This is a genomic window from Curtobacterium sp. LFS084, from assembly GCF_047977705.1.
Taxonomy (GTDB): domain Bacteria; phylum Actinomycetota; class Actinomycetes; order Actinomycetales; family Microbacteriaceae; genus Curtobacterium.
Genome location: NZ_JBFPFM010000054.1, coordinates 1 through 17153 on the forward strand (window position 1 = coordinate 1; position 17153 = coordinate 17153).

At 73.3% G+C, this 17153-nt stretch carries 17 protein-coding genes, 1 tRNA gene and 1 riboswitch; of the genes, 8 read left to right on the forward strand and 10 right to left on the reverse strand.

All coding sequences use genetic code 11. From position 1 onward, the window contains the following. Positions 1-156: 156 nt before the first annotated feature. Positions 157-266, forward strand: a riboswitch (TPP riboswitch). The 4 genes from ACNQOV_RS17110 to ACNQOV_RS17125 all read left to right on the forward strand — a co-directional run bounded on the left by ACNQOV_RS17110 (position 264) and on the right by ACNQOV_RS17125 (position 4012). Beyond that, a complete protein-coding gene (locus ACNQOV_RS17110) occupies positions 264-902 on the forward strand; it encodes an ECF transporter S component (protein WP_416396073.1) in 639 nt (212 codons plus the stop codon). It overlaps the preceding riboswitch by 3 nt. After that, a complete protein-coding gene (locus ACNQOV_RS17115; protein ID WP_416396053.1) occupies positions 899-2542 on the forward strand; it encodes an ABC transporter ATP-binding protein in 1644 nt (547 codons plus the stop codon). Before ACNQOV_RS17110 ends, ACNQOV_RS17115 begins: the two co-directional genes overlap by 4 nt. Then, the gene (locus ACNQOV_RS17120; protein ID WP_416396054.1) at positions 2539-3360 is read left to right on the forward strand and encodes an energy-coupling factor transporter transmembrane component T family protein; all 822 of its coding nucleotides are present in this window, start codon (positions 2539-2541) and stop codon (positions 3358-3360) included. The genes ACNQOV_RS17115 and ACNQOV_RS17120 overlap by 4 nt, the downstream gene beginning before the upstream one ends. Further along, positions 3353-4012, forward strand: coding sequence for an ATP-binding protein (locus ACNQOV_RS17125; RefSeq protein WP_416405919.1), 660 nt, complete (start codon positions 3353-3355; stop codon positions 4010-4012). Before ACNQOV_RS17120 ends, ACNQOV_RS17125 begins: the two co-directional genes overlap by 8 nt. A gap of 163 nt (positions 4013-4175) precedes the next feature. Here the strand turns inward: ACNQOV_RS17125 and ACNQOV_RS17130 are convergent, their stop codons facing one another. Both ACNQOV_RS17130 and ACNQOV_RS17135 read right to left on the reverse strand, forming a co-directional pair. Further along, positions 4176-5159, reverse strand: a complete 984-nt coding sequence (locus ACNQOV_RS17130) for a carboxypeptidase-like regulatory domain-containing protein (RefSeq protein ID WP_416396058.1) — start codon at positions 5157-5159, stop codon at positions 4176-4178. Positions 5160-5335: 176 nt separating this feature from the next. Continuing rightward, entirely contained in the window at positions 5336-5725 is a 390-nt protein-coding gene (locus ACNQOV_RS17135) for a MerR family transcriptional regulator (RefSeq protein WP_416396060.1), read from the reverse strand. A gap of 236 nt (positions 5726-5961) precedes the next feature. Between ACNQOV_RS17135 and ACNQOV_RS17140 the strand changes: the two genes are divergently transcribed. After that, complete coding sequence (locus ACNQOV_RS17140; RefSeq protein ID WP_416396062.1) at positions 5962-7482, forward strand: SulP family inorganic anion transporter; 1521 nt, start codon at positions 5962-5964, stop codon at positions 7480-7482. A 275-nt stretch (positions 7483-7757) separates the two neighbouring features. Here the strand turns inward: ACNQOV_RS17140 and ACNQOV_RS17145 are convergent, their stop codons facing one another. The 5 genes from ACNQOV_RS17145 to ACNQOV_RS17165 all read right to left on the reverse strand — a co-directional run bounded on the left by ACNQOV_RS17145 (position 7758) and on the right by ACNQOV_RS17165 (position 11854). Next, positions 7758-8102 (reverse strand): metallopeptidase family protein, encoded by a 345-nt coding sequence (locus tag ACNQOV_RS17145; protein WP_416396075.1) that lies wholly within the window; start codon positions 8100-8102, stop codon positions 7758-7760. A gap of 240 nt (positions 8103-8342) precedes the next feature. Beyond that, positions 8343-8418 (reverse strand) — tRNA-His (locus ACNQOV_RS17150). Positions 8419-8529: 111 nt separating this feature from the next. Beyond that, on the reverse strand, positions 8530-9156 hold the full coding sequence (gene orn, locus ACNQOV_RS17155) for an oligoribonuclease (protein ID WP_416396064.1): 627 nt from the start codon (positions 9154-9156) through the stop codon (positions 8530-8532). 941 nt (positions 9157-10097) lie between these two features. After that, positions 10098-11339 carry an MFS transporter gene (locus tag ACNQOV_RS17160; RefSeq protein WP_022907435.1) on the reverse strand — a complete coding sequence of 414 codons (1242 nt, stop codon included), beginning with the start codon at positions 11337-11339 and terminating at the stop codon, positions 10098-10100. Further along, entirely contained in the window at positions 11336-11854 is a 519-nt protein-coding gene (locus ACNQOV_RS17165; protein ID WP_187290510.1) for a MarR family winged helix-turn-helix transcriptional regulator, read from the reverse strand. Before ACNQOV_RS17165 ends, ACNQOV_RS17160 begins: the two co-directional genes overlap by 4 nt. On the opposite strand from ACNQOV_RS17165, the gene ACNQOV_RS17170 reads away from it, so the two are divergent. Together ACNQOV_RS17170 and ACNQOV_RS17175 are read left to right on the forward strand one after the other, a co-directional pair. Further along, positions 11844-12134, forward strand: a complete 291-nt coding sequence (locus ACNQOV_RS17170) for a hypothetical protein (RefSeq protein ID WP_071295918.1) — start codon at positions 11844-11846, stop codon at positions 12132-12134. The genes ACNQOV_RS17165 and ACNQOV_RS17170 overlap by 11 nt on opposite strands. A gap of 96 nt (positions 12135-12230) precedes the next feature. Then, entirely contained in the window at positions 12231-12491 is a 261-nt protein-coding gene (locus tag ACNQOV_RS17175) for a thioredoxin family protein (protein WP_022907438.1), read from the forward strand. On the opposite strand, the gene ACNQOV_RS17180 is transcribed toward ACNQOV_RS17175, so the two are convergent. The 3 genes from ACNQOV_RS17180 to ACNQOV_RS17190 are packed head-to-tail and all read right to left on the reverse strand — an operon-like array spanning position 12435 to position 15579. Next, complete coding sequence (locus ACNQOV_RS17180; RefSeq protein WP_416396067.1) at positions 12435-13934, reverse strand: DUF6716 putative glycosyltransferase; 1500 nt, start codon at positions 13932-13934, stop codon at positions 12435-12437. The genes ACNQOV_RS17175 and ACNQOV_RS17180 overlap by 57 nt on opposite strands. Continuing rightward, on the reverse strand, positions 13931-14803 hold the full coding sequence (locus ACNQOV_RS17185) for an N-acetylneuraminate synthase family protein (RefSeq protein ID WP_022907440.1): 873 nt from the start codon (positions 14801-14803) through the stop codon (positions 13931-13933). The genes ACNQOV_RS17180 and ACNQOV_RS17185 overlap by 4 nt, the downstream gene beginning before the upstream one ends. Then, complete coding sequence (locus ACNQOV_RS17190; protein ID WP_416396069.1) at positions 14800-15579, reverse strand: cytidylyltransferase domain-containing protein; 780 nt, start codon at positions 15577-15579, stop codon at positions 14800-14802. The genes ACNQOV_RS17185 and ACNQOV_RS17190 overlap by 4 nt, the downstream gene beginning before the upstream one ends. Positions 15580-15739: 160 nt before the next feature. On the opposite strand from ACNQOV_RS17190, the gene ACNQOV_RS17195 reads away from it, so the two are divergent. After that, positions 15740-17153, forward strand: a 1414-nt coding sequence (locus tag ACNQOV_RS17195) for an ArnT family glycosyltransferase (protein ID WP_416396071.1), incomplete at its 3' end; no start/stop codon positions are given.

Sequence of the window (17153 nt, forward strand, 5' to 3'; positions counted from 1 at the left end):
TCTTGGGGGCCCCGGGGCGGCCCCCCCCCAGGGGGGCCGGCGCCCAAACGAGGGCCCGCCCTCCGGGCGGGGGGGGGGGGGGGGGCCCCCCCCCCCGCCTCCTGTCCGTCGTGCGGTCGCGATCCGTCACCCGGTCGCGCACGCGTTTATGATGGTGGGACACACACGGGAGTCCGGGACCGCCGGGCTGAGAGGGAGCGAGTGGCGCTCCGACCGTCGAACCTGATCCGGGTCATGCCGGCGCAGGGAGGAGTTCTCGAATGATGCCCATCGGCACGTCGTCAGCAGTACCGTCCACCGTCACCCGTTCATTGCGGTGGCGCGTCGTCGACATCGTCGTCGCGAGCGTGCTCGCCGTCGCGATCGGTGTCGTCTTCAAGCTCTGGGAGTTCGGCTACGAGCCGATCAGCGCCGTGATGGCGCTCGTGCTGCCCGGCACGCAGGCGCTGTTCGGCGGCGTCTGGCTGCTCGCCGGCCCCGTCGTCGCGATCATCGTCCGGAAGCCGGGCGCCGCGCTCTACGCCGAGGTGGTCGCCGCCTCGGTCGAGGCACTCCTCGGCACGCAGTGGGGGTTCCTCACCCTCGAGGCCGGCCTCGTGCAGGGGCTCGGCGCCGAACTGGTGCTCGCCCTCTTCCTGTACCGCGTCTACCGTCTGCCGGTCGTCGTGCTCGCCGGGGCCGCGGCCGGCCTCGCCCTGGGCATCAACGACACGATGCTCTGGTACCCCGGGCTCGACCTCGCGTTCAAGGTCGTCTACGTCGTCTCGGCGATCGTCTCGGGTGCGCTCATCGCGGGCGTCGGCTCGTGGTTCCTCGTCCGCGCCCTCGCCGCGACGGGCGTCCTGTCGTCCTTCGCCGCCGGTCGCGAGCACGCCAGGCGCCGTCCGCGCGTCGTCGCGTGACCAGCACCGCCGCGCGGATCACCTTCGAGGACTGGGGCTGGCGGTACGCGGAACGTGACGCCTGGGCCGTCCGAGGCGTCGACCTCCGGGTGGAACCGGGGGAGCGGGTCGCGGTCGTCGGCCCGTCCGGCGCCGGCAAGTCGACGCTCCTGCGGGCCGTCGCGGGCGTGCTCCCGGACGAACCGGACGCCACCGACGACACCGCCGCCTCGGTCCGGGGAACGGTCCTCGTCGACGGTGCCGAACCCCGTGCGGTCCGCGGGCGCGTCGGCCTCGTCATGCAGGACCCCGAGGCGCACACCGTGATGTCGCGGGTCGGCGACGACGTGGCGTTCGGCTGCGAGAACGCCGGGGTCCCGCGCGACGAGACCTGGCAGCGCGTCCGGCACGCGCTCGAGGTCGTCGGCCTCGACCTGCCGCTCGACCGGTCCACCACGATGCTGTCCGGTGGGCAGCGGCAGCGGCTCGCGCTCGCCGGTGTGCTCGCCATGCGCCCGGGAGCCCTCGTGCTCGACGAGCCGTGCGCGAACCTCGACCCCGCCGGGGTCGTGCAGGTCCACGACGCCGTCCGGGCGCTCCTCGACGAGACCGGGGCGACCCTGCTCGTCGTCGAACACCGGATCGGCACCTGGCTGGACCTGGTCGACCGGCTCGTGCTGCTCGAACCGGCCGGCGGTGTCGTCGCCGACGGTGCGCCGGCGGATGTCCTCGCCGCCCACGGCCCGACGCTCACCGCCGCCGGCGTCTGGGTGCCGGGATCGGAGCCCGCGCGCGGTTCGGCTCGTCGGAGCACCCGCACGCCGCCGCGAACGGGCGGAACGGGCGCGGTCGCCACCGGGGGACCGAGCGGATCCCGCCCGTTCGACGAGGCGGGAGCGGACGGCGGCACGGACGCACCCGTGGGCGACGCCGTCCTGCTCGCGGCGCGTGGGCTCGGGACCGCCCGGGGTCGGCGGCAGCCGGTCGGGAGCGGGATCGACCTCGACGTCCGGACCGGACGCGTGCTCGCCGTCACCGGGCCGAACGGTGTCGGCAAGTCGACGCTCGGCCTCACGCTCGCCGGACTCCTGCGCCCGGCCGCGGGCTCCCTCCGCGCGGGCACGGCCCTCGCCGACGGCATCGGCGTCGCGCCCGCCGCCTGGACGAGCACGCAGCTGGCCGGTCGGATCGGCACGGTCTTCCAGGACCCCGAGCACCAGTTCGTCGCCCGCACCGTCCGCGAGGAACTCGCCGTCGGCCCCCGGGCACTCGGCGCACCGGACGTCGACGAGCGGGTCGACGAGCTGCTCGACGCGTTCGGTCTCGCGCACCTCGCGAACGCCAACCCGTTCACGCTGTCCGGCGGCGAGCAGCGGCGGCTGGCGATCGGCACGGTCGTCGCCTCGCGGCCGCCCGTCGTCGTGCTCGACGAGCCGACGTCCGGGCAGGACCGGGCGACGTGGCAGGCCGTGGTCGAACGCCTCGGCGGACTGGCCGACGCCGGCACCGCGATCGTCGCCGTGACCCACGACCAGGACCTCGTCCGCGCCCTCGACGCCGACGAGGTCGTGCTCGGCGCGACCGGGGTGACGGCGGCGAGCGGAGCACCCGCCGCGCCGGTCCCCGGCGGGCACGGGCCGGCCACGGGGGTGTCCCGGTGACCACGCACCCCACCGCAGCCGGTCTGCCCGGACGAGCCGCGCCTCCCGGCCCACCCGACGGCACCACGCGCGCCCGTGGCGTCCGCGGGGTCCAGCCGGTCGCCTCGCTGCTGGGCGTCCTCGCGCTCGGGATCTGTCTGGTGCTGAGCCTCGACGTCGTGTCCGCGACCGTGGCGCTCGGCCTGGAACTCCTGCTCCTCCCGCTGCTCCGGATCCCGCCGCGCACCCTGGTGCTCCGCACATCGCCGGTCCTCGTCGCGGTCCCCCTGACCGCGCTGAGCATCGCGCTGTACGGGCGGGCCTCCGGTCGCGAGTGGTTCGACCTCGGCTTCGCCCACGTGACCGACGGGTCCCTCGAGCTCGCGCTCGCGACGGCGTTGCGTGTGCTCGCGGTCGGCCTGCCGGCGGTGGCGTTGTTCGTCCGGGTGGACCCGACGGACCTCGCGGACGGGCTGGCGCAGCTGCTGCGGCTGCCCGCACGGTTCGTGCTCGGGGCGCTGGCGGCGATCCGGATGACGACCCTCCTCGGAGACGACTGGCGACAGCTCGGCATGGCCCGTCGTGCCCGGGGCGTCGCGGACACCGGCCGGCTGCGGCGAGGCGCGTCGATGGCGTTCGCGCTGCTCGTACTCGCGCTGCGGCGGGCGACGACGCTGGCGGTGGCGATGGAGTCGCGCGGGTTCGGCGCTCCCGGGCGGCGGACGTGGGCACGGACCGCCCGGTTCGCGGGGCCGGAGTGGGCGATGGTCGGCGTGCTCGTCGGCGTCGGGGTCGTGTCGATCGTGGTCGCCGTGGCGGCGGGGACCTGGCGTGCCTGAGCGCGGCGCTGTCGGCGGGGACGGCGCTCTCGGCAGGGACGGCGCTGTTGGGGCGGCCGGCGCTGTCGGCGCGGCCGGTGCCGTGGACGCGGCCGGTGCTGTCGGCGCTACCGGCGCTGCCGGTCCGGCGGACTCGCTCGTCGAGGGCCTCGCCGCCGCGGCAGCCGGGGTCGCGACCGCGTCGGGCACCCGGCTCGTCGTGCTCGTCGACGGGCGGTCCGGCACCGGGAAGACGACGCTCGGCACCGTGCTCGGCGACCGGCTCGGCGCCGAGGTCGTGCACCTCGACGACGTCTACCCGGGGTGGGACGGACTGGCCGCCGCCGCTCGGGCCGTGGTGACCGACGTCCTGGGGGAGCCGTCGGGGTACCGGCGGTGGGACTGGGCGACGTCCTCGCCGGCGGAGTGGGCACCCGTCGACCCCGAGCGCCCGATCGTCGTCGAGGGGTGCGGTGCGCTCTCGCGCGGTTCGGCGCCGCTGGCGTCGCTCCGGGTGTGGCTCGAGGCCGACGACGGCACCCGGTGGGACCGGGCGATCGGCCGCGACGGCGACGTGTTCGCCCGGGAGTGGGAGCGCTGGGCAGCCCAGGAGTCGGCGTTCATCGCGGCCGAGCGGCCCGCGGAGCTCGCGGACGTGGTGCTGCGGACGTAGCGCGCCGCGCCTCCGTGCCTCCCGCTCGGCGCCGCGCCGCCCGCCTGCCGCGCTGTCGCCCGTCCCGCGCCGCCGCCGCGCGACGACTTCACGGGCTGGGCGACACCGCACGCCCGGACGCGCCCGTGACGTGTCGGCCAGCGCGGAACCTCGGCGCGGATGCTCAGCGCACTGCGGCGTCCGGGACGGCCCCGCCCCACCCGTTGAACCCGCCGAACACGACCCGGACGGGCACGGCCTGCGCGCGGTCGGCTACGTACCGGTACCCGCCACCCGGACGTCCGAGCCACAGTGTCCGCGACGGCGCCGCACTCGTCGCCGCCGTCCGCAGCTCCACCACGTACTGCCCCGAGGGGATCTGGAACTGCGCGGTCTGCTCGCTGTCGAGCACCGTCGAGAACCGGGTCGAGAACGACGCACCGGTCGCCACGTCGGTCACCGTGACGCGTGCGCCGCTGAGCTGTGCCGACGAGGTGCCGGACGTCGCGAAGACGAGCAGGTCGTAGTCGCTGTGCGCGTAGTGCCGTGACAGCGTCACCTGGGAAGCCGGCAGCGTCCCTCGCTGCTGGTACACCCGGGTCTTCCAGACGGCGGGCGAGGCCAACCCGTTCGCGTACGCCTCGATGCGGTACAGCCCGGTGCTCAGGCCGACGAACCGGTACTCGCCCGCGCCGTCCGAGGTCGTGCGGAACACCTGCGAGGTGTCCTCGTTCCACGCGTACATCAGGCGTCCGGCGGCCGGACCGTCGGGTCCGACCACCCCGCCCTGCACGGTGGCGCCGACCACCAGCGGCACGGTGACCGCGACCGTCGAACCACCGCGCACCGCGATGCCCGCGCGGAGGCCGGGCGCGTACGTCTCCGCTCCGCGCGGCGGCAGCTGCCGTGTCGTCACCGTGACGGTGTCCGGTGCGGGGATGCCCGTGAACGTCGCGGTGCCGTCGTCGTCGGTGGTGGCGTTCCCGACGACGACGTCGACGCCGATCGCCGCGAGCTCGACGTCCGCCAGGCGGATCGGGGTGCCGTCCGGCGAGGCGAGCTGCACGGTGATCGCCCCGGAACCGACCGCGGTCGCCGGCGGCGCCACACCGACCAGCGCTGCCGCCGCCAGTGCCACGACGAGTGTCGTCCCCGTGATGAGTCGCATCGCGTTCCCCGATCGCTCGCCGCTCGTGCGGTGCGTGGGATCGTACGCGTCGTCGCGCCTGCGCGCGCGACCCCACCGTGCGGCGCGTGCGGACGCACCGGCCAGGAGGCGCGACCCGCCCTGCGGACGCACGTCGCGCCTCCTGGCCGGTCACCACTCGGGCGGTCGGCCCGCGGCTACCGACTGCGGAGGATCCCGAGGAACTCGTCGGCCATGCCGAGCTGCTGTTCCAGCTTCGCGCGGCGCAGCTCGGTGTCGCGGACGTACGCGTCGAGCTCGCCACGGAGGCGTGCTCGTTCGGCGTCGTCGTCGGTCTGGTCGAGGGCGTCGACGACGGCCAGGAGCTCGGCCATCTGCTCGAGACTGAACCCGAGGGGCTTCATGCGGCGGATGACGAGCAGTCGAGCGAGGTCCGTGTCGTTGTACAGCCGGAACCCGCCCTCGGAGCGACCGGAGGGACGGAGCAGACCGACCTCGTCGTAGTGGCGGATCGTGCGGTGGGACAGGCCGGTGCGTTCGGCGAGGTCGCCGATGTGCATCGTGGTCGGTGCCGCGTCGTCCGTCATGCCAGGAGCCTCCGTGCCGTCGTCGTGTCCTGGCGAGCGTACCGCCGCGCGATCTGCAGTCCCGGTCTTGCGCACCAACCCTCCCGTCGCGTTAGAGTCGAACCACAGCAACTCTCCCGCGACGGAAGAGTTGAGATGTGCCGCACGCCTCGACGTCGCCGGCCGTGCGCGATGACGCGCCCCACGAACAGCTCTCGCGGGCGCAGCGCCCGCACCCCACCATCCGAAGGAGAACCGTGACGACCGTCACGCAGTCCGTGCCCGTCCAGGCGCACCCCAGTCCCACCGTCCTGTCCGCCCTGCGGAACCCGAAGGTCCTGCTCCGCGAGGTCCTCGCCGGCCTCGTCGTCGCCCTCGCCCCGATCCCCGAGGCGATCTCGTTCTCGATCATCGCCGGCGTCGACCCCCGTGTCGGCCTGTTCTCGGCGTTCGTGATGGCCGTCGTCATCTCGTTCGTCGGTGGCCGAGCCGCGATGATCACCGGTGCCACCGGCGCGATCGCCCTCGTCGTCGCCCCGGTCGTCAAGGAGCACGGCCTCGACTACCTCATCGCCACCGTCCTGCTCGGCGGGGTCTTCCAGCTGATCCTCGGCGGGCTGGGAGCGGCGAAGCTGATGCGGTTCGTGCCCCGGTCGGTGATGGTCGGCTTCGTCAACGCGCTCGCGATCCTCATCTTCACCGCGCAGCTGCCGAACATCATCGGCGTCTCGTGGCTGGTGTGGCCGATCGCCGCCGCCGGCATCGCGATCATCGTCCTGCTGCCCCGGTTCACCACGGCGATCCCCGCGCCGCTCGTCGCGATCGTCGTCCTGACCCTGGTGACCGTGTTCGCGTCGATCGCGATCCCGACCGTCGGGGACGAGGGCAGGCTCCCCGACAGCCTGCCGACCCTGTTCATCCCGAACGTGCCGCTGACCCTCGAGACGCTCACGATCATCGCCCCGTACGCACTCGCGATGGCCCTGGTCGGGCTCCTCGAGTCGCTGATGACGGCGAAGCTCGTCGACGAGGTCACCGACACCGGCTCCCGGAAGACCCGAGAGGCCCTCGGCCAGGGCGTCGCGAACATCGCCTCCGGACTGTTCGGTGGCATGGGCGGGTGCGCGATGATCGGGCAGACCATGATCAACGTGAAGGCCTCCGGTGCCCGCACGCGCATCTCGACCTTCCTGTCCGGAGTCTTCCTGCTCGTGCTGGTGCTCGGTCTCGGCGACGTCGTCGCGATCATCCCGATGGCCGCCCTCGTCGCCGTCATGGTGATGGTCTCGGTCGGCACCTTCGACTGGCACAGCATCAGGCCTGCCACCCTGAAGCGGATGCCTGTCGGCGAGACCATCGTCATGGTGCTCACCGTCGTGATCGTGGTCGCCACCGACAACCTCGCGATCGGCGTCATCATCGGCGTCGTCGCCGCGATGGTCGTCTTCGCCCGCCGCGTCTCCCACTTCACGAACGTGTCGCGGAGCATCGAGACGCTGCCGGACGGCGCGCAGCATGCCCTGTACGCGGTCGAGGGTGAGCTCTTCTTCGCCTCCTCGAACGACCTCACCACCCAGTTCGACTACATCGACGACCCGGATCTCGTCGTGATCGACATGACGAGGTCGCACGTGTGGGACGCCTCCACCGTCGCCGCCCTCGACGCGATCGAGACGAAGTACCACCAGCACGGCAAGCGCGTCGAGATCCGTGGGATGAACGACGCCAGCCGGGCGTTCCACGGCCGCCTCGCCGGCACCCTCGGATCCGGTCATTGACGACCATCTCGACCTCCGCCCGGCCCCGACGGGGCACCGAGTGAACGGGCGGAGCCGTGAGGCCGGGACCTGATTCCCCGACCTCGCAGCGGGCATCGTCGCGTCGAACCGCGACGGTGCCCGCACCCGCCCGTCGTGCCGCCCGGGGTGGGCCCCGCCCGTCGTGTCGCGCGGGGCGGGCCCCGCAGCCCCGAGACTCGGCTCGGCGGACGGTTTCGCGGCCGCCGCGCCGCGAAACTGTCCGCGGAGCCGAGACTCGGGCGCGGGAGCGGCGGCTACGCCCAGCCGAGCTCGTGCAGGCGCTCGTCGTCGATGCCGTAGAAGTGCCCGATCTCGTGCACGAGCGTGGTGTGCACCTCGTCCTTGAGTTCCTCGAGCGTGTCGCACTCGGCGAGGTGCTGCTTCCGGAACACCACGATCCGGTCGGGCAGCTCGCCGAAGCCGTACTGGCCGCGCTCGGTCGCCGCGACGCCGTCGTACACGCCGAAGAGCTCTTCGCCGTCCTCCGGTTCGTCCTCGACGACGAACACTACGTTGTCGAGTCCGTCGACCATCTCGTCGGGGAGCAGGTCGAGCTCGTCGGTCACGAGCTGCTCGAAGGCATCGGCGGACATCTCCATCACGCCGCCGATCGTCTCACGGCGTGCTGGCCGTCCGCGGCGAGGCCGTCCAGCGCGCTGACCGCCCGCGGCCAGGCCGGGTGGCGCCGTGCCCGCCCGCACCCGGGCCGTGCTGCCCGCCCGCGGCGAAGCCGATCGGCGCGCTGACCACCCTCGGCGAAGCCGCACGGCGCCGGAGGCGCAGACAAACACTGAGGGAGAGCCCCGGTTGCGTCTCACGCAACAGGACTCTCCCTCGACTGGGGTGAATAACGGGTCTCGAACCCGCGACCTCCTAGACCACAACCAGGCGCTCTACCAACTGAGCTATATCCACCATGTGCACACCGGGCGACCGGCGCGACCACTCAATAGTAGTACATGCCGGAGGCGGGTCGGACCACGTGAGGCGAGCTGCGCCTCCTGGACGCGCCGGAGGCGGCGTGTCCTACTGCGCGAGCCGCGGCTCCCACTTGGTGACGACCTCGTTCGCGACCGCCTTGACGTCCTCCGAGGAGGGGCCGGGCTCGGCGACGAAGCCCGCGCGGCGGTAGTACTCGAGCTCGCGGATGGACTCGAGGATGTCCGCGAGCGCCCGGTGCCCGCCGTGCTTCTCGGGGGCGTTGAAGTACACGCGCGGGAACCAGCGGCGGCAGAGCTCCTTGATGCTCGAGACGTCGACGCTGCGGTAGTGCAGGTGGCCGTCGATGCGGGGCATGTACTTCGACAGGAACGAGCGGTCGGTGCCGATCGTGTTGCCTGCGAGGGGAGCGGAACCCTCGGCGGGGACGTGCTCGAGGATGTACTCGAGCACCTGGTACTCGGCGTCCGCGAGGCTCACACCGTTCGGGATCTCCTCGAGCAGCCCCGAGGTGGTGTGCATGTTCGTGACGAACTCGTTCATGTTGTCGAGCGCCGACTGGTCGGGCTTGATCACGATGTCGAAGCCGGGGTGCACGGGGACGAGGTCGAAGTCGGTGACGACGACGGCCACCTCGACGAGTTCGTCGACCTCGAGGTCGAGGCCCGTCATCTCGCAGTCGATCCAGACGAGGCGGTCGTTCGCAGTTGCCATGGTGTCGATCCTATTCCGCGGTGGCGCGGGGCCCGATGCCGGGTGGGAGTACGGGCTGGCGCTCGGGGGGTCGCTCGGGTGCTGGGGTGCCGGGGTGCTGGGGTGCTCGCTCGGGTGCTCGGTGGCGCGCGCGGGCGATCGCGTGCTGGCTGGCGCGCTCGCGAGCGGGCGATGTCTGCAACGCTCGCGGCACGACCGGGACGTTTCCCGCCCGCTCGCCGGGTGGGCTGCCCGGGCGGGCGGGCGGGCGAGGAGCGCTGAGCGGGCGGATTGTGCGGCGCTCTCGGCGGGCGCGGAACGTGTTCCGCCCGCTCGCTGCGCGCTCCGCGCGAGCGGACGATCGGTGCAGCGCGAGGGGCGCACGCCGAACGTGTTCCGCCCGATCGTCGCGCGCTCCGCGCGAGCGGGCGATTGGTGCAGCGCGAGGGGCGCAAGCCGAACGTGTTCCGCCCGATCGCGCCCTCCGGTGGGTTGAGGGCGACTGCCTGGAGGCGCGGGCCGGCCCCTCGGGACCGTGTCGCGCCTCCAGGCGGTCACCCTGCGGACGGGCGCAGCTGGCCAACGGGCGAATCCGGTCGCGTGCCCGCGGTCGCCACGACGACTTCCGCCCGCTCGCGCGGGGGAGGCGCGAGCGGGCGGGATGTGGTGGGTGCGGGGCGTGAGCGGGACGTGTTTCGCCCGCTCGCGCGGCGGTGGCGCGAGCGGGCGGAATGTGGTGTGTGCGGGGCGTGAGCGGGACGTGTTTCGCTCGCTCGCGCGGCGGTGGCGCGAGCGGGCGGGATGTGGCGGGTGCGGGGCGTGACCGGGACGTGTTTCGCCCGCTCGCGCGGGGGTGGTGCGAGCGGGCGGAACCAGGCGGGTGTCGACCGGGAGTGAGACGTGTTTCGCCCGCTCGCGCGGGGGAAGCGCGAGCGGGCGGAAGGGGACGAGCGGGCCCCGGGCTAGGCCATCTCGCCGGCGCCGATGGCCTCGGCCTCGACGCGCTCCGGCTCGGCGCCGTCGTCCACCCGGCGCAGCACGCGCGTGGTGCACACGACCACGACGAACGCGACGGCGACGGACAGCCCCGCGAAGACGTACGCGGCGGACGGGGCGAAGCGGTCGGCGAGCAGCGTGGCCACGGGTGGGGCGATCGCGCCGCCGATGAAGCGCACGGCCGAGTAGGCGCTCGACGCGACGGAGCGGGGGAGGTCGGTGGCCTCCATGACGCACTCGGTGAGGACGGTGTTGAGGACACCGAGCACCAGACCGCCGACGATGACCGAGATGACCAGGCCGACCTGCGAGTGCACGACCACGGCGGCGGCGAACAGGTCGAGCGCGAGCAGCGGGAGCGCGATCTTCAGCACGGTGGTGCGGCGGAGTCGGGCGGTGAGCATCGGGGCGACCCAGACCGAGGTGATCGCGAGGCCCACGCCCCAGCCGAAGAACGTGAAGCCGATGCCGAGCGCGCCGAAGCCGAGCGGGAAGGGCGTGTACGCCAGCAGGACGAAGAAGCCGATGTTGTAGAAGAGCGCGGTGACGGCGAGGGCGGCGAGTGCCGGACGACCGAGCGCGCGGAACGGTGCGGAGAGCTTCGTCGGGGTGGGCTTCTCGAGGCCCGAGGACTTCAGGAGCGTGACGATGGCGATGAACGCGATCGCCATGAGAGTGGTGACACCGAAGAACGGGCCGCGCCAGCTCACCGAGCCGAGCAGGCCGCCGACGAGCGGGCCGACCGCGATGCCGAGGCCGAGTGCCGCCTCGTACAGGATGATCGCGGACGCGGTGCCGCCCGAGGCTGCACCGACGATCGTCGCGAGGGCGGTGGAGATGAAGAGCGCGTTCCCGAGGCCCCATCCGGCGCGGAAGTCGATGATCGTCCACACGCTGTTCGACGTCGCCGCGAGCACCGAGAACAGCACGATGAGCGCGAGGCCGATGAGCAGGGTGTTCTTCGCACCGATGCGGCTTGAGACCCAGCTGGTGAAGAACATCGCGACACCGGTGACGGCGAGGTAGCTCGTGAAGAGCAGCTCGGTCTGGGCGGCGGTGGCCCGCAGCGACGAGGCGATCGCGGGGAGGATCGGGTCGACGAGCCCGATGCCCATGAAGGCGACGACGCAGGCGAAGGCGATCGCCCAGACCGCTGACGACTGCTTGAGGATGCTGCCGGACTGTCCGGCGGGTGCGTGGGCGTTCACGCGTGGGTCTCCGTTCTGGTGGCGGTGGAGGTGCGGGAGGCGATGATCTCGACGGCGTCGTGCAGGGTGTCCCACTCGTCCTCGGTCAGGTCGGCGAAGAGCGGGCCGACCGTCCGGGTGAGGGTGACCCGCCAGGACACCAGCCGTTCGTGGCCGGCCTCGGTGAGCTCGATGAGCTGCCCGCGCGAGTCGTCCGGGTCGACGGTGCGGGTCACGAGGCCGTCGGCGAGCATGCCGGCGACGAGCCTCGTCATCGTCGGCTGCGCGACGCGGGAGGCGGCCGCGAGCTCGCCGAGGCGGAGCGGCTGGTCGGTCTCGAGGATGCCGAGCGTGCGCCAGACGGCGGAGGAGGTGGTGTTCCCCGTCGCCTGCGCTGCGGTGCGGATCAGGCGGTTGACGGAGACGAGGAGCGTCTCGATCGTCTGCTCGCGCGGTGATTCCATAGCAAAACTATATAGCGAAGCTATGAAGTCGTCAACAGGCGGCCCCTGGTAGAAGGGATGCATGAGCGACATCACCATCCACGAAGGCGACGAGTACACCGCGATCTTCCACGGCGGACCCTTCGACGGCACGACCGACACCCGCACGGCCACGAGCGACGCGCTGGACGACGAGGTCACGGTGTTCGCCGACGTCGAGGGCCTCCAGACCGCGTTCACCTACCGCATGACGAAGTCGCGCCAGGTGCTCGACCAGACCTCGGCCGAGTTCGAGTACGTGCCGGGCGAGTCCGACCCGGTCGACGACCTCGCCGACCGCGGGGACCGCAGCGGCGAGTTCGACCGCGAGTAACCGACGGCGCCGCGGCGCGCGGCGGACATCACGCACCGCGGCACCCCGCTCCACGCGGCGGGAGTAGAACCCCGCCCGCCCGCGTTGCAGGACTCCATGCAGCTCGACCTCTGGACCTCCTCGTTCTGCGCCCCGTGCGCCGCCGCCCGCCGGGTGTCGGCCGAGGCGTCCGAGCTCGTCCCCGGGCTGCACGTCACGGAGCGGGACGTGGCGAACCACCCCGACCAGGCAGAGGACCTCGGCATCCGGTCGACCCCCACGATCATCGTGCGGCGGGACGACGGAGCCGAGGTCTTCCGTTCACCCGGCGTCCCGACCCGGGACCAGCTGCTCCTCGCGATCGCCAAGGCGATCTGACCCGCCCACGCGCGACGCAGCTCCGGGCGGCCGGTCTCCGAGTCGATCCGGCGCCTCCCCGCGCTGGCTCGTCGGCGCGAGCAGCACCGGCGGCTCCGCCGGACGCAGCAGTCGGCGTCCCTGCCGCAGCACCCGCTTCAGCGCCCGCACCGGCGCCCCGATCGCCAGGGCGACGGCTCCGAGCACACTGCGATCGTCCGACCCGAGGGCGTTCTTGCGCTCCCAGGCCCGGCGGAGCACACCGCCCCGGCTCCGGCGCGCGGCCGGCCGATCGCGCAGCACCCCGGCGTCGCGTGACGCCATGAGCCGCTCGGCCCGCTCCGCCCAGTCGTTCTCGGACTCCGGGTGGAAGTGGTTGTCGTGCATCCACGCGGGCCGGACCGTCCCGAACCGGCCGTCCACGAGGTCGATCGCGTCGCCCTCGAGGCCGCTGCCCACGAACACCTCGTTGATGAGGTGCCGGCCGATGCCGAAGTCGGTCAGGGTGAGGGCGGGGATGGCCCGGGCCGCCGCCTCGAGCACGGCCGTCGAGCTGATCGTCACGAGGGCCACCGCGCGGTCGAGATGGACCGACATCGGCCCGCTCTCGACCACGAGGTTCGCCGGGGCGTCCGCGGGCACGAGGTCCGGGTACGGGTCCTGCTCACGGTGCGTCTGGTGTTCGCCGGCGCCGGCCCGGACCTTGATCACCACCCGCCACTCCGGGTGTCGGCGCGCGGTCTCGGCGAGCCACCCGACGACACGCTCGCGGTCGGCCCGCCCGGCGGGGACGCTCGGCTGCGCAGCGAAGACGACGGCGTCGCGGGGCGGCGACCCGACGGTTGCGCCCCCGACCGCCGCCGCCGGCCGCGCGAACGGCAGCGTCGCGAGCGCGAAGTGCGGCTCGACGCCGCCCTCGGCCGCGAGCTCCTCGTACGCCCGGACCTCGCGGTGGCTGTGCAGCACGAACAGGTCGGCGCGCGCCCGGAAGAACACGCCCTTCCACTTCGCCGGGTACGAGATGCCCGGCAGCCCCGTCACGAGGACGGGCCGCCGCGGCACCCGACGGTGGACCTCCTCGATGACGAGTTCGGCGACCGGTCCGATCAGGGACACCAGGACCGCGTCCGGCGGGTCGGTGCGGAGTCGCTCGACGATCGCGTCGACGTCGAGCGGCTCCGGCGGTGTCGCCGCGAGGTGCGCCAGCCGGTGGTCGAGCCCCCGGAACGCGGACCGCAGCTGCGCCGGGCTCGCGGATCGCGGCGTCGCAACCGTGACGAGTTCCAGCTCCCAGTGCGCGGGTGCGGCGGCGAGCAGGTGGGCGCCCCACTTCGCGAACGAGTCGGTGTCGACCAGGCCGACCACCCGACGGACGCGCGGCGATCCGGCGGACGGGAGGCGCGCCTCCCGTCCGCCCGTCGCCCCGCGTCCGTCGCCGGTCGCGTCCAGGGCGTCGCCGGTCACGCTCCGACGCGGCGCAGCTTCGCGAGCGGTGCCCGCTCGCCCGGCATGACCCGCTTGACCCCGTCGCCGAGTGCGGTCTCGATGATGCGGACGTCGCGCGCCAGGGTCTGCAGCCCGTGCGGCTCGAGCGAGGCAGCGTGGTCCGAGCCCCACATCGTCCGGTCGAGCGTGATGTGGCGCTCGAGGGCGGTGGCGCCGAGAGCGACGGCGGCGATGGAGATCTGCAGGCCCGGCTCGTGCCCCGAGTACCCGACCGGGACCCCCGCGTACCGGGTCGCGAGGGTGTCGATCATCCGCAGGTTCGCCTCCTCGGCGGGGAGCGGGTACGTCGACGTCGCGTGCATGAGCACGAGGCGCTCGGTGCCGAGGGCGTCGACGGCGCGGTCGATCTGCTCGAGCGTCGACATGCCGGTCGACAGGATCACGGGCTTGCCGGTCGCGGCGACCTCGGCGAGGAGACCGAGGTCCGTCACCGACGCCGAGGCGATCTTGTACGCGACCACGTTCAGGTCCTCGAGGAACGCGACCGACGGCTCGTCCCACGGCGAGGCGAACCAGTCGAGCCCCCGGAGCGTCGCGTGGTCCCCGATCTCGATGTACTGGTCGCGGTCGAACTCGACGCGGTACCGGTACTCGAGGTACGTCATCTCGCCCCACGGTGTGCTGCGGGGCGTCTGCTTCATGTGCTCCGGCGTCGCGATCTCCGGCGTGCGCTTCTGGAACTTCACCGCCTGCAGCCCGGCGTCGGCCGCGACGTCGATGAGCCGCTTGGCGATGTCGACGTCGCCGTTGTGGTTCAGGCCGATCTCGCCGATGAGGTACGCGGGGTGGCCCGCGCCGATCGTGGACGTGCCGATGGTGACGGTCATGGTGCTCCGTTCGGTGCGGGGACGTGCGGCGCGGTCGCCGGACGGGGGTCGGGTGCGTGCTCGGTGGAGCGGCTCGTGCTCGTCGGCCGGTCCAGCCGGGTCGCGAGGGCGGAGGCGAGGGCGAGGTCCGCCGGCTCGTCGACGTCGATGGCGCCCGCACCGTCCACGACGACGAGTTCGACCCGGCCGTGGAACCGGTGCCGGTGCTCGCGGAAGCCGGTCGCGCGGAAGACGTAGAAGGCGCCCGTCTCACGGAACTCCGGGGCGCGGTCCTGCCGGCGGGGGCGGACCGCCTGCTCGTGGTTCACGGCGCGGGCGGTGCCGTCGTCGTCGACGCGCCAGAGGAAGGCGTGCGAGGGTGCGGCGGCGAACACCGCGTCGGCGTGCCCGTCCCGGACCCGGGTGACTGCGGCGTCGAGGTCGGCCGGGTCGATGAACGGCGAGGTCGCCTGCACGAACACGACGACCTCGGGCTCCTCGCCCGCGGCCGCGAGCTCGTCGAGGACGTGCAGCACCGCCGACTCCGACGAGGCCTCGTCACCGGCCAGCTCCGGCGGGCGGCGGACCACCCGGGCGCCGGCGGACGCGGCCTCGGCCGCGATGGCGTCACCGTCGGTCGAGACCACGACGGCGTCGATCGTCGGGCTCGCGAGCGCGGCCTCGACGGCGCGGCGCACCAGTGATCGCCCGGCGACCTGGCGGAGGTTCTTGCCCGGGATGCCCTTCGAACCCGCACGGGCCGGGACGACCGCGACGACGGAACCGGTGGAGCGCATGCCCGGGACGCTACGAAGCTGCGGTGTCGCACAGGCGAACGGCAGGCAGACGCGCGCCGAAGGGTTCCGGAACCCGACCTGGCGGACGTCCGCCGCGCCTCCCGGCTCTTCCACAGCGGCAGCAACGGATGCCGAAAGCCGGTCCGGTGACCCTGGACCCATGAGTCGCACCTCCCGCACACCCGCCGTCCAGCGAGCACGCTGGGAACGTCCCGCCTTCTTCGGGCTGCTCCTCGCCACGGGCGTGCTGTACCTGGTGAACCTCGGCGTCAACGGGTACGCGAACGCGTTCTACTCGGCCGCCGTCCAGGCCGGGAGCCAGAGCTGGGAGGCCTTCTTCTACGGGTCCTCGGACGCCGGCAACTCGATCACCGTCGACAAGCCGCCGGCGTTCCTCTGGGTCATGGAGCTGTCGGTCCGGCTGTTCGGCCTGAACTCGTGGGCGATCCTCGTCCCCGAGGCGCTGATGGGGGTCGCAACCGTCGCGCTGCTGTACGCGATCGTCCGCCGACGCTTCTCCGCCGGAGCGGCGCTCACCGCCGGAGCCGCACTCGCCACGACCCCCGTCGCCACCCTGATGTTCCGCTTCAACAACCCGGACGCGCTCCTCACCCTGCTCATGGTGCTGTCGCTCTGGCTCGTCCTGCGCGGCGTCGACACCGGGAAGCTGCGGTACGTGGTCTGGGCTGGTGTCGCCGTCGGGTTCGCCTTCCTCACGAAGCAGCTGCAGGGCTTCCTGATCCTGCCCGTCCTCGTCGGCGTGTACCTGTACTGCTCGTCGCTGCCGTTCGTGAAGCGCGTCGTGCACCTGCTCTGGGCCGCCCTCGCCGTGGTCGTCGCCGGCGGCTGGTGGGTCGCCGTCGTGGAACTGGTGCCCTCGTCGTCCCGCCCGTACGTCGGGGGATCGCAGACGAACTCGTTCCTCGAGCTCACCTTCGGCTACAACGGCCTCGGTCGGGTCACCGGCGACGAGACCGGCAGCGTGACCGGCGGTGGCGGGACCGCCGGCGCCGGCTCCTGGGGTGCCACCGGGATCCTCCGGCTGTTCGGCTCGGAGTTCGCGGGACAGATCACCTGGCTGCTGCCCACCGCGCTCGTCCTGCTCGTCGCCGCCCTCGTCGCGATCGGCTTCCGGCAGCGGACCTCGCCGCGGCTGGCGACCGTCCTCGCGCTCGGCGGTGCGCTGCTCCTGACCGGGCTGGTCTTCAGCTTCATGGGCGGGATCTTCCACCCGTACTACACGGTGGCCCTCGCCCCGTACATCGCCGGACTCGTGGGCATCGGCGCCGGGGTGCTGTGGGAGCGGCGCTCGTCGTGGTGGTGGCGCGGGACGGCTGCGCTCGCCGTGGTCGTGACCGTGGTGTGGCAGTGGCACCTGCTGACGGCGGCGTCGGGGTGGCAGCCGTGGATCCGGTGGGTGGTGCTCGTGGCCGGGGTGGTAACGGCGGTGGCGGTGCTCGTGCCGGTGCGGTCGGGGGCCGCTGCCTCGGCTCCCGGCGCGGGTGCGGAGGCGGCCGGTGCGGAGCTGGTGGCGGCCGGTGCGGGTGCTGCCGCGGCCGGTGCGGGGCCGGCGG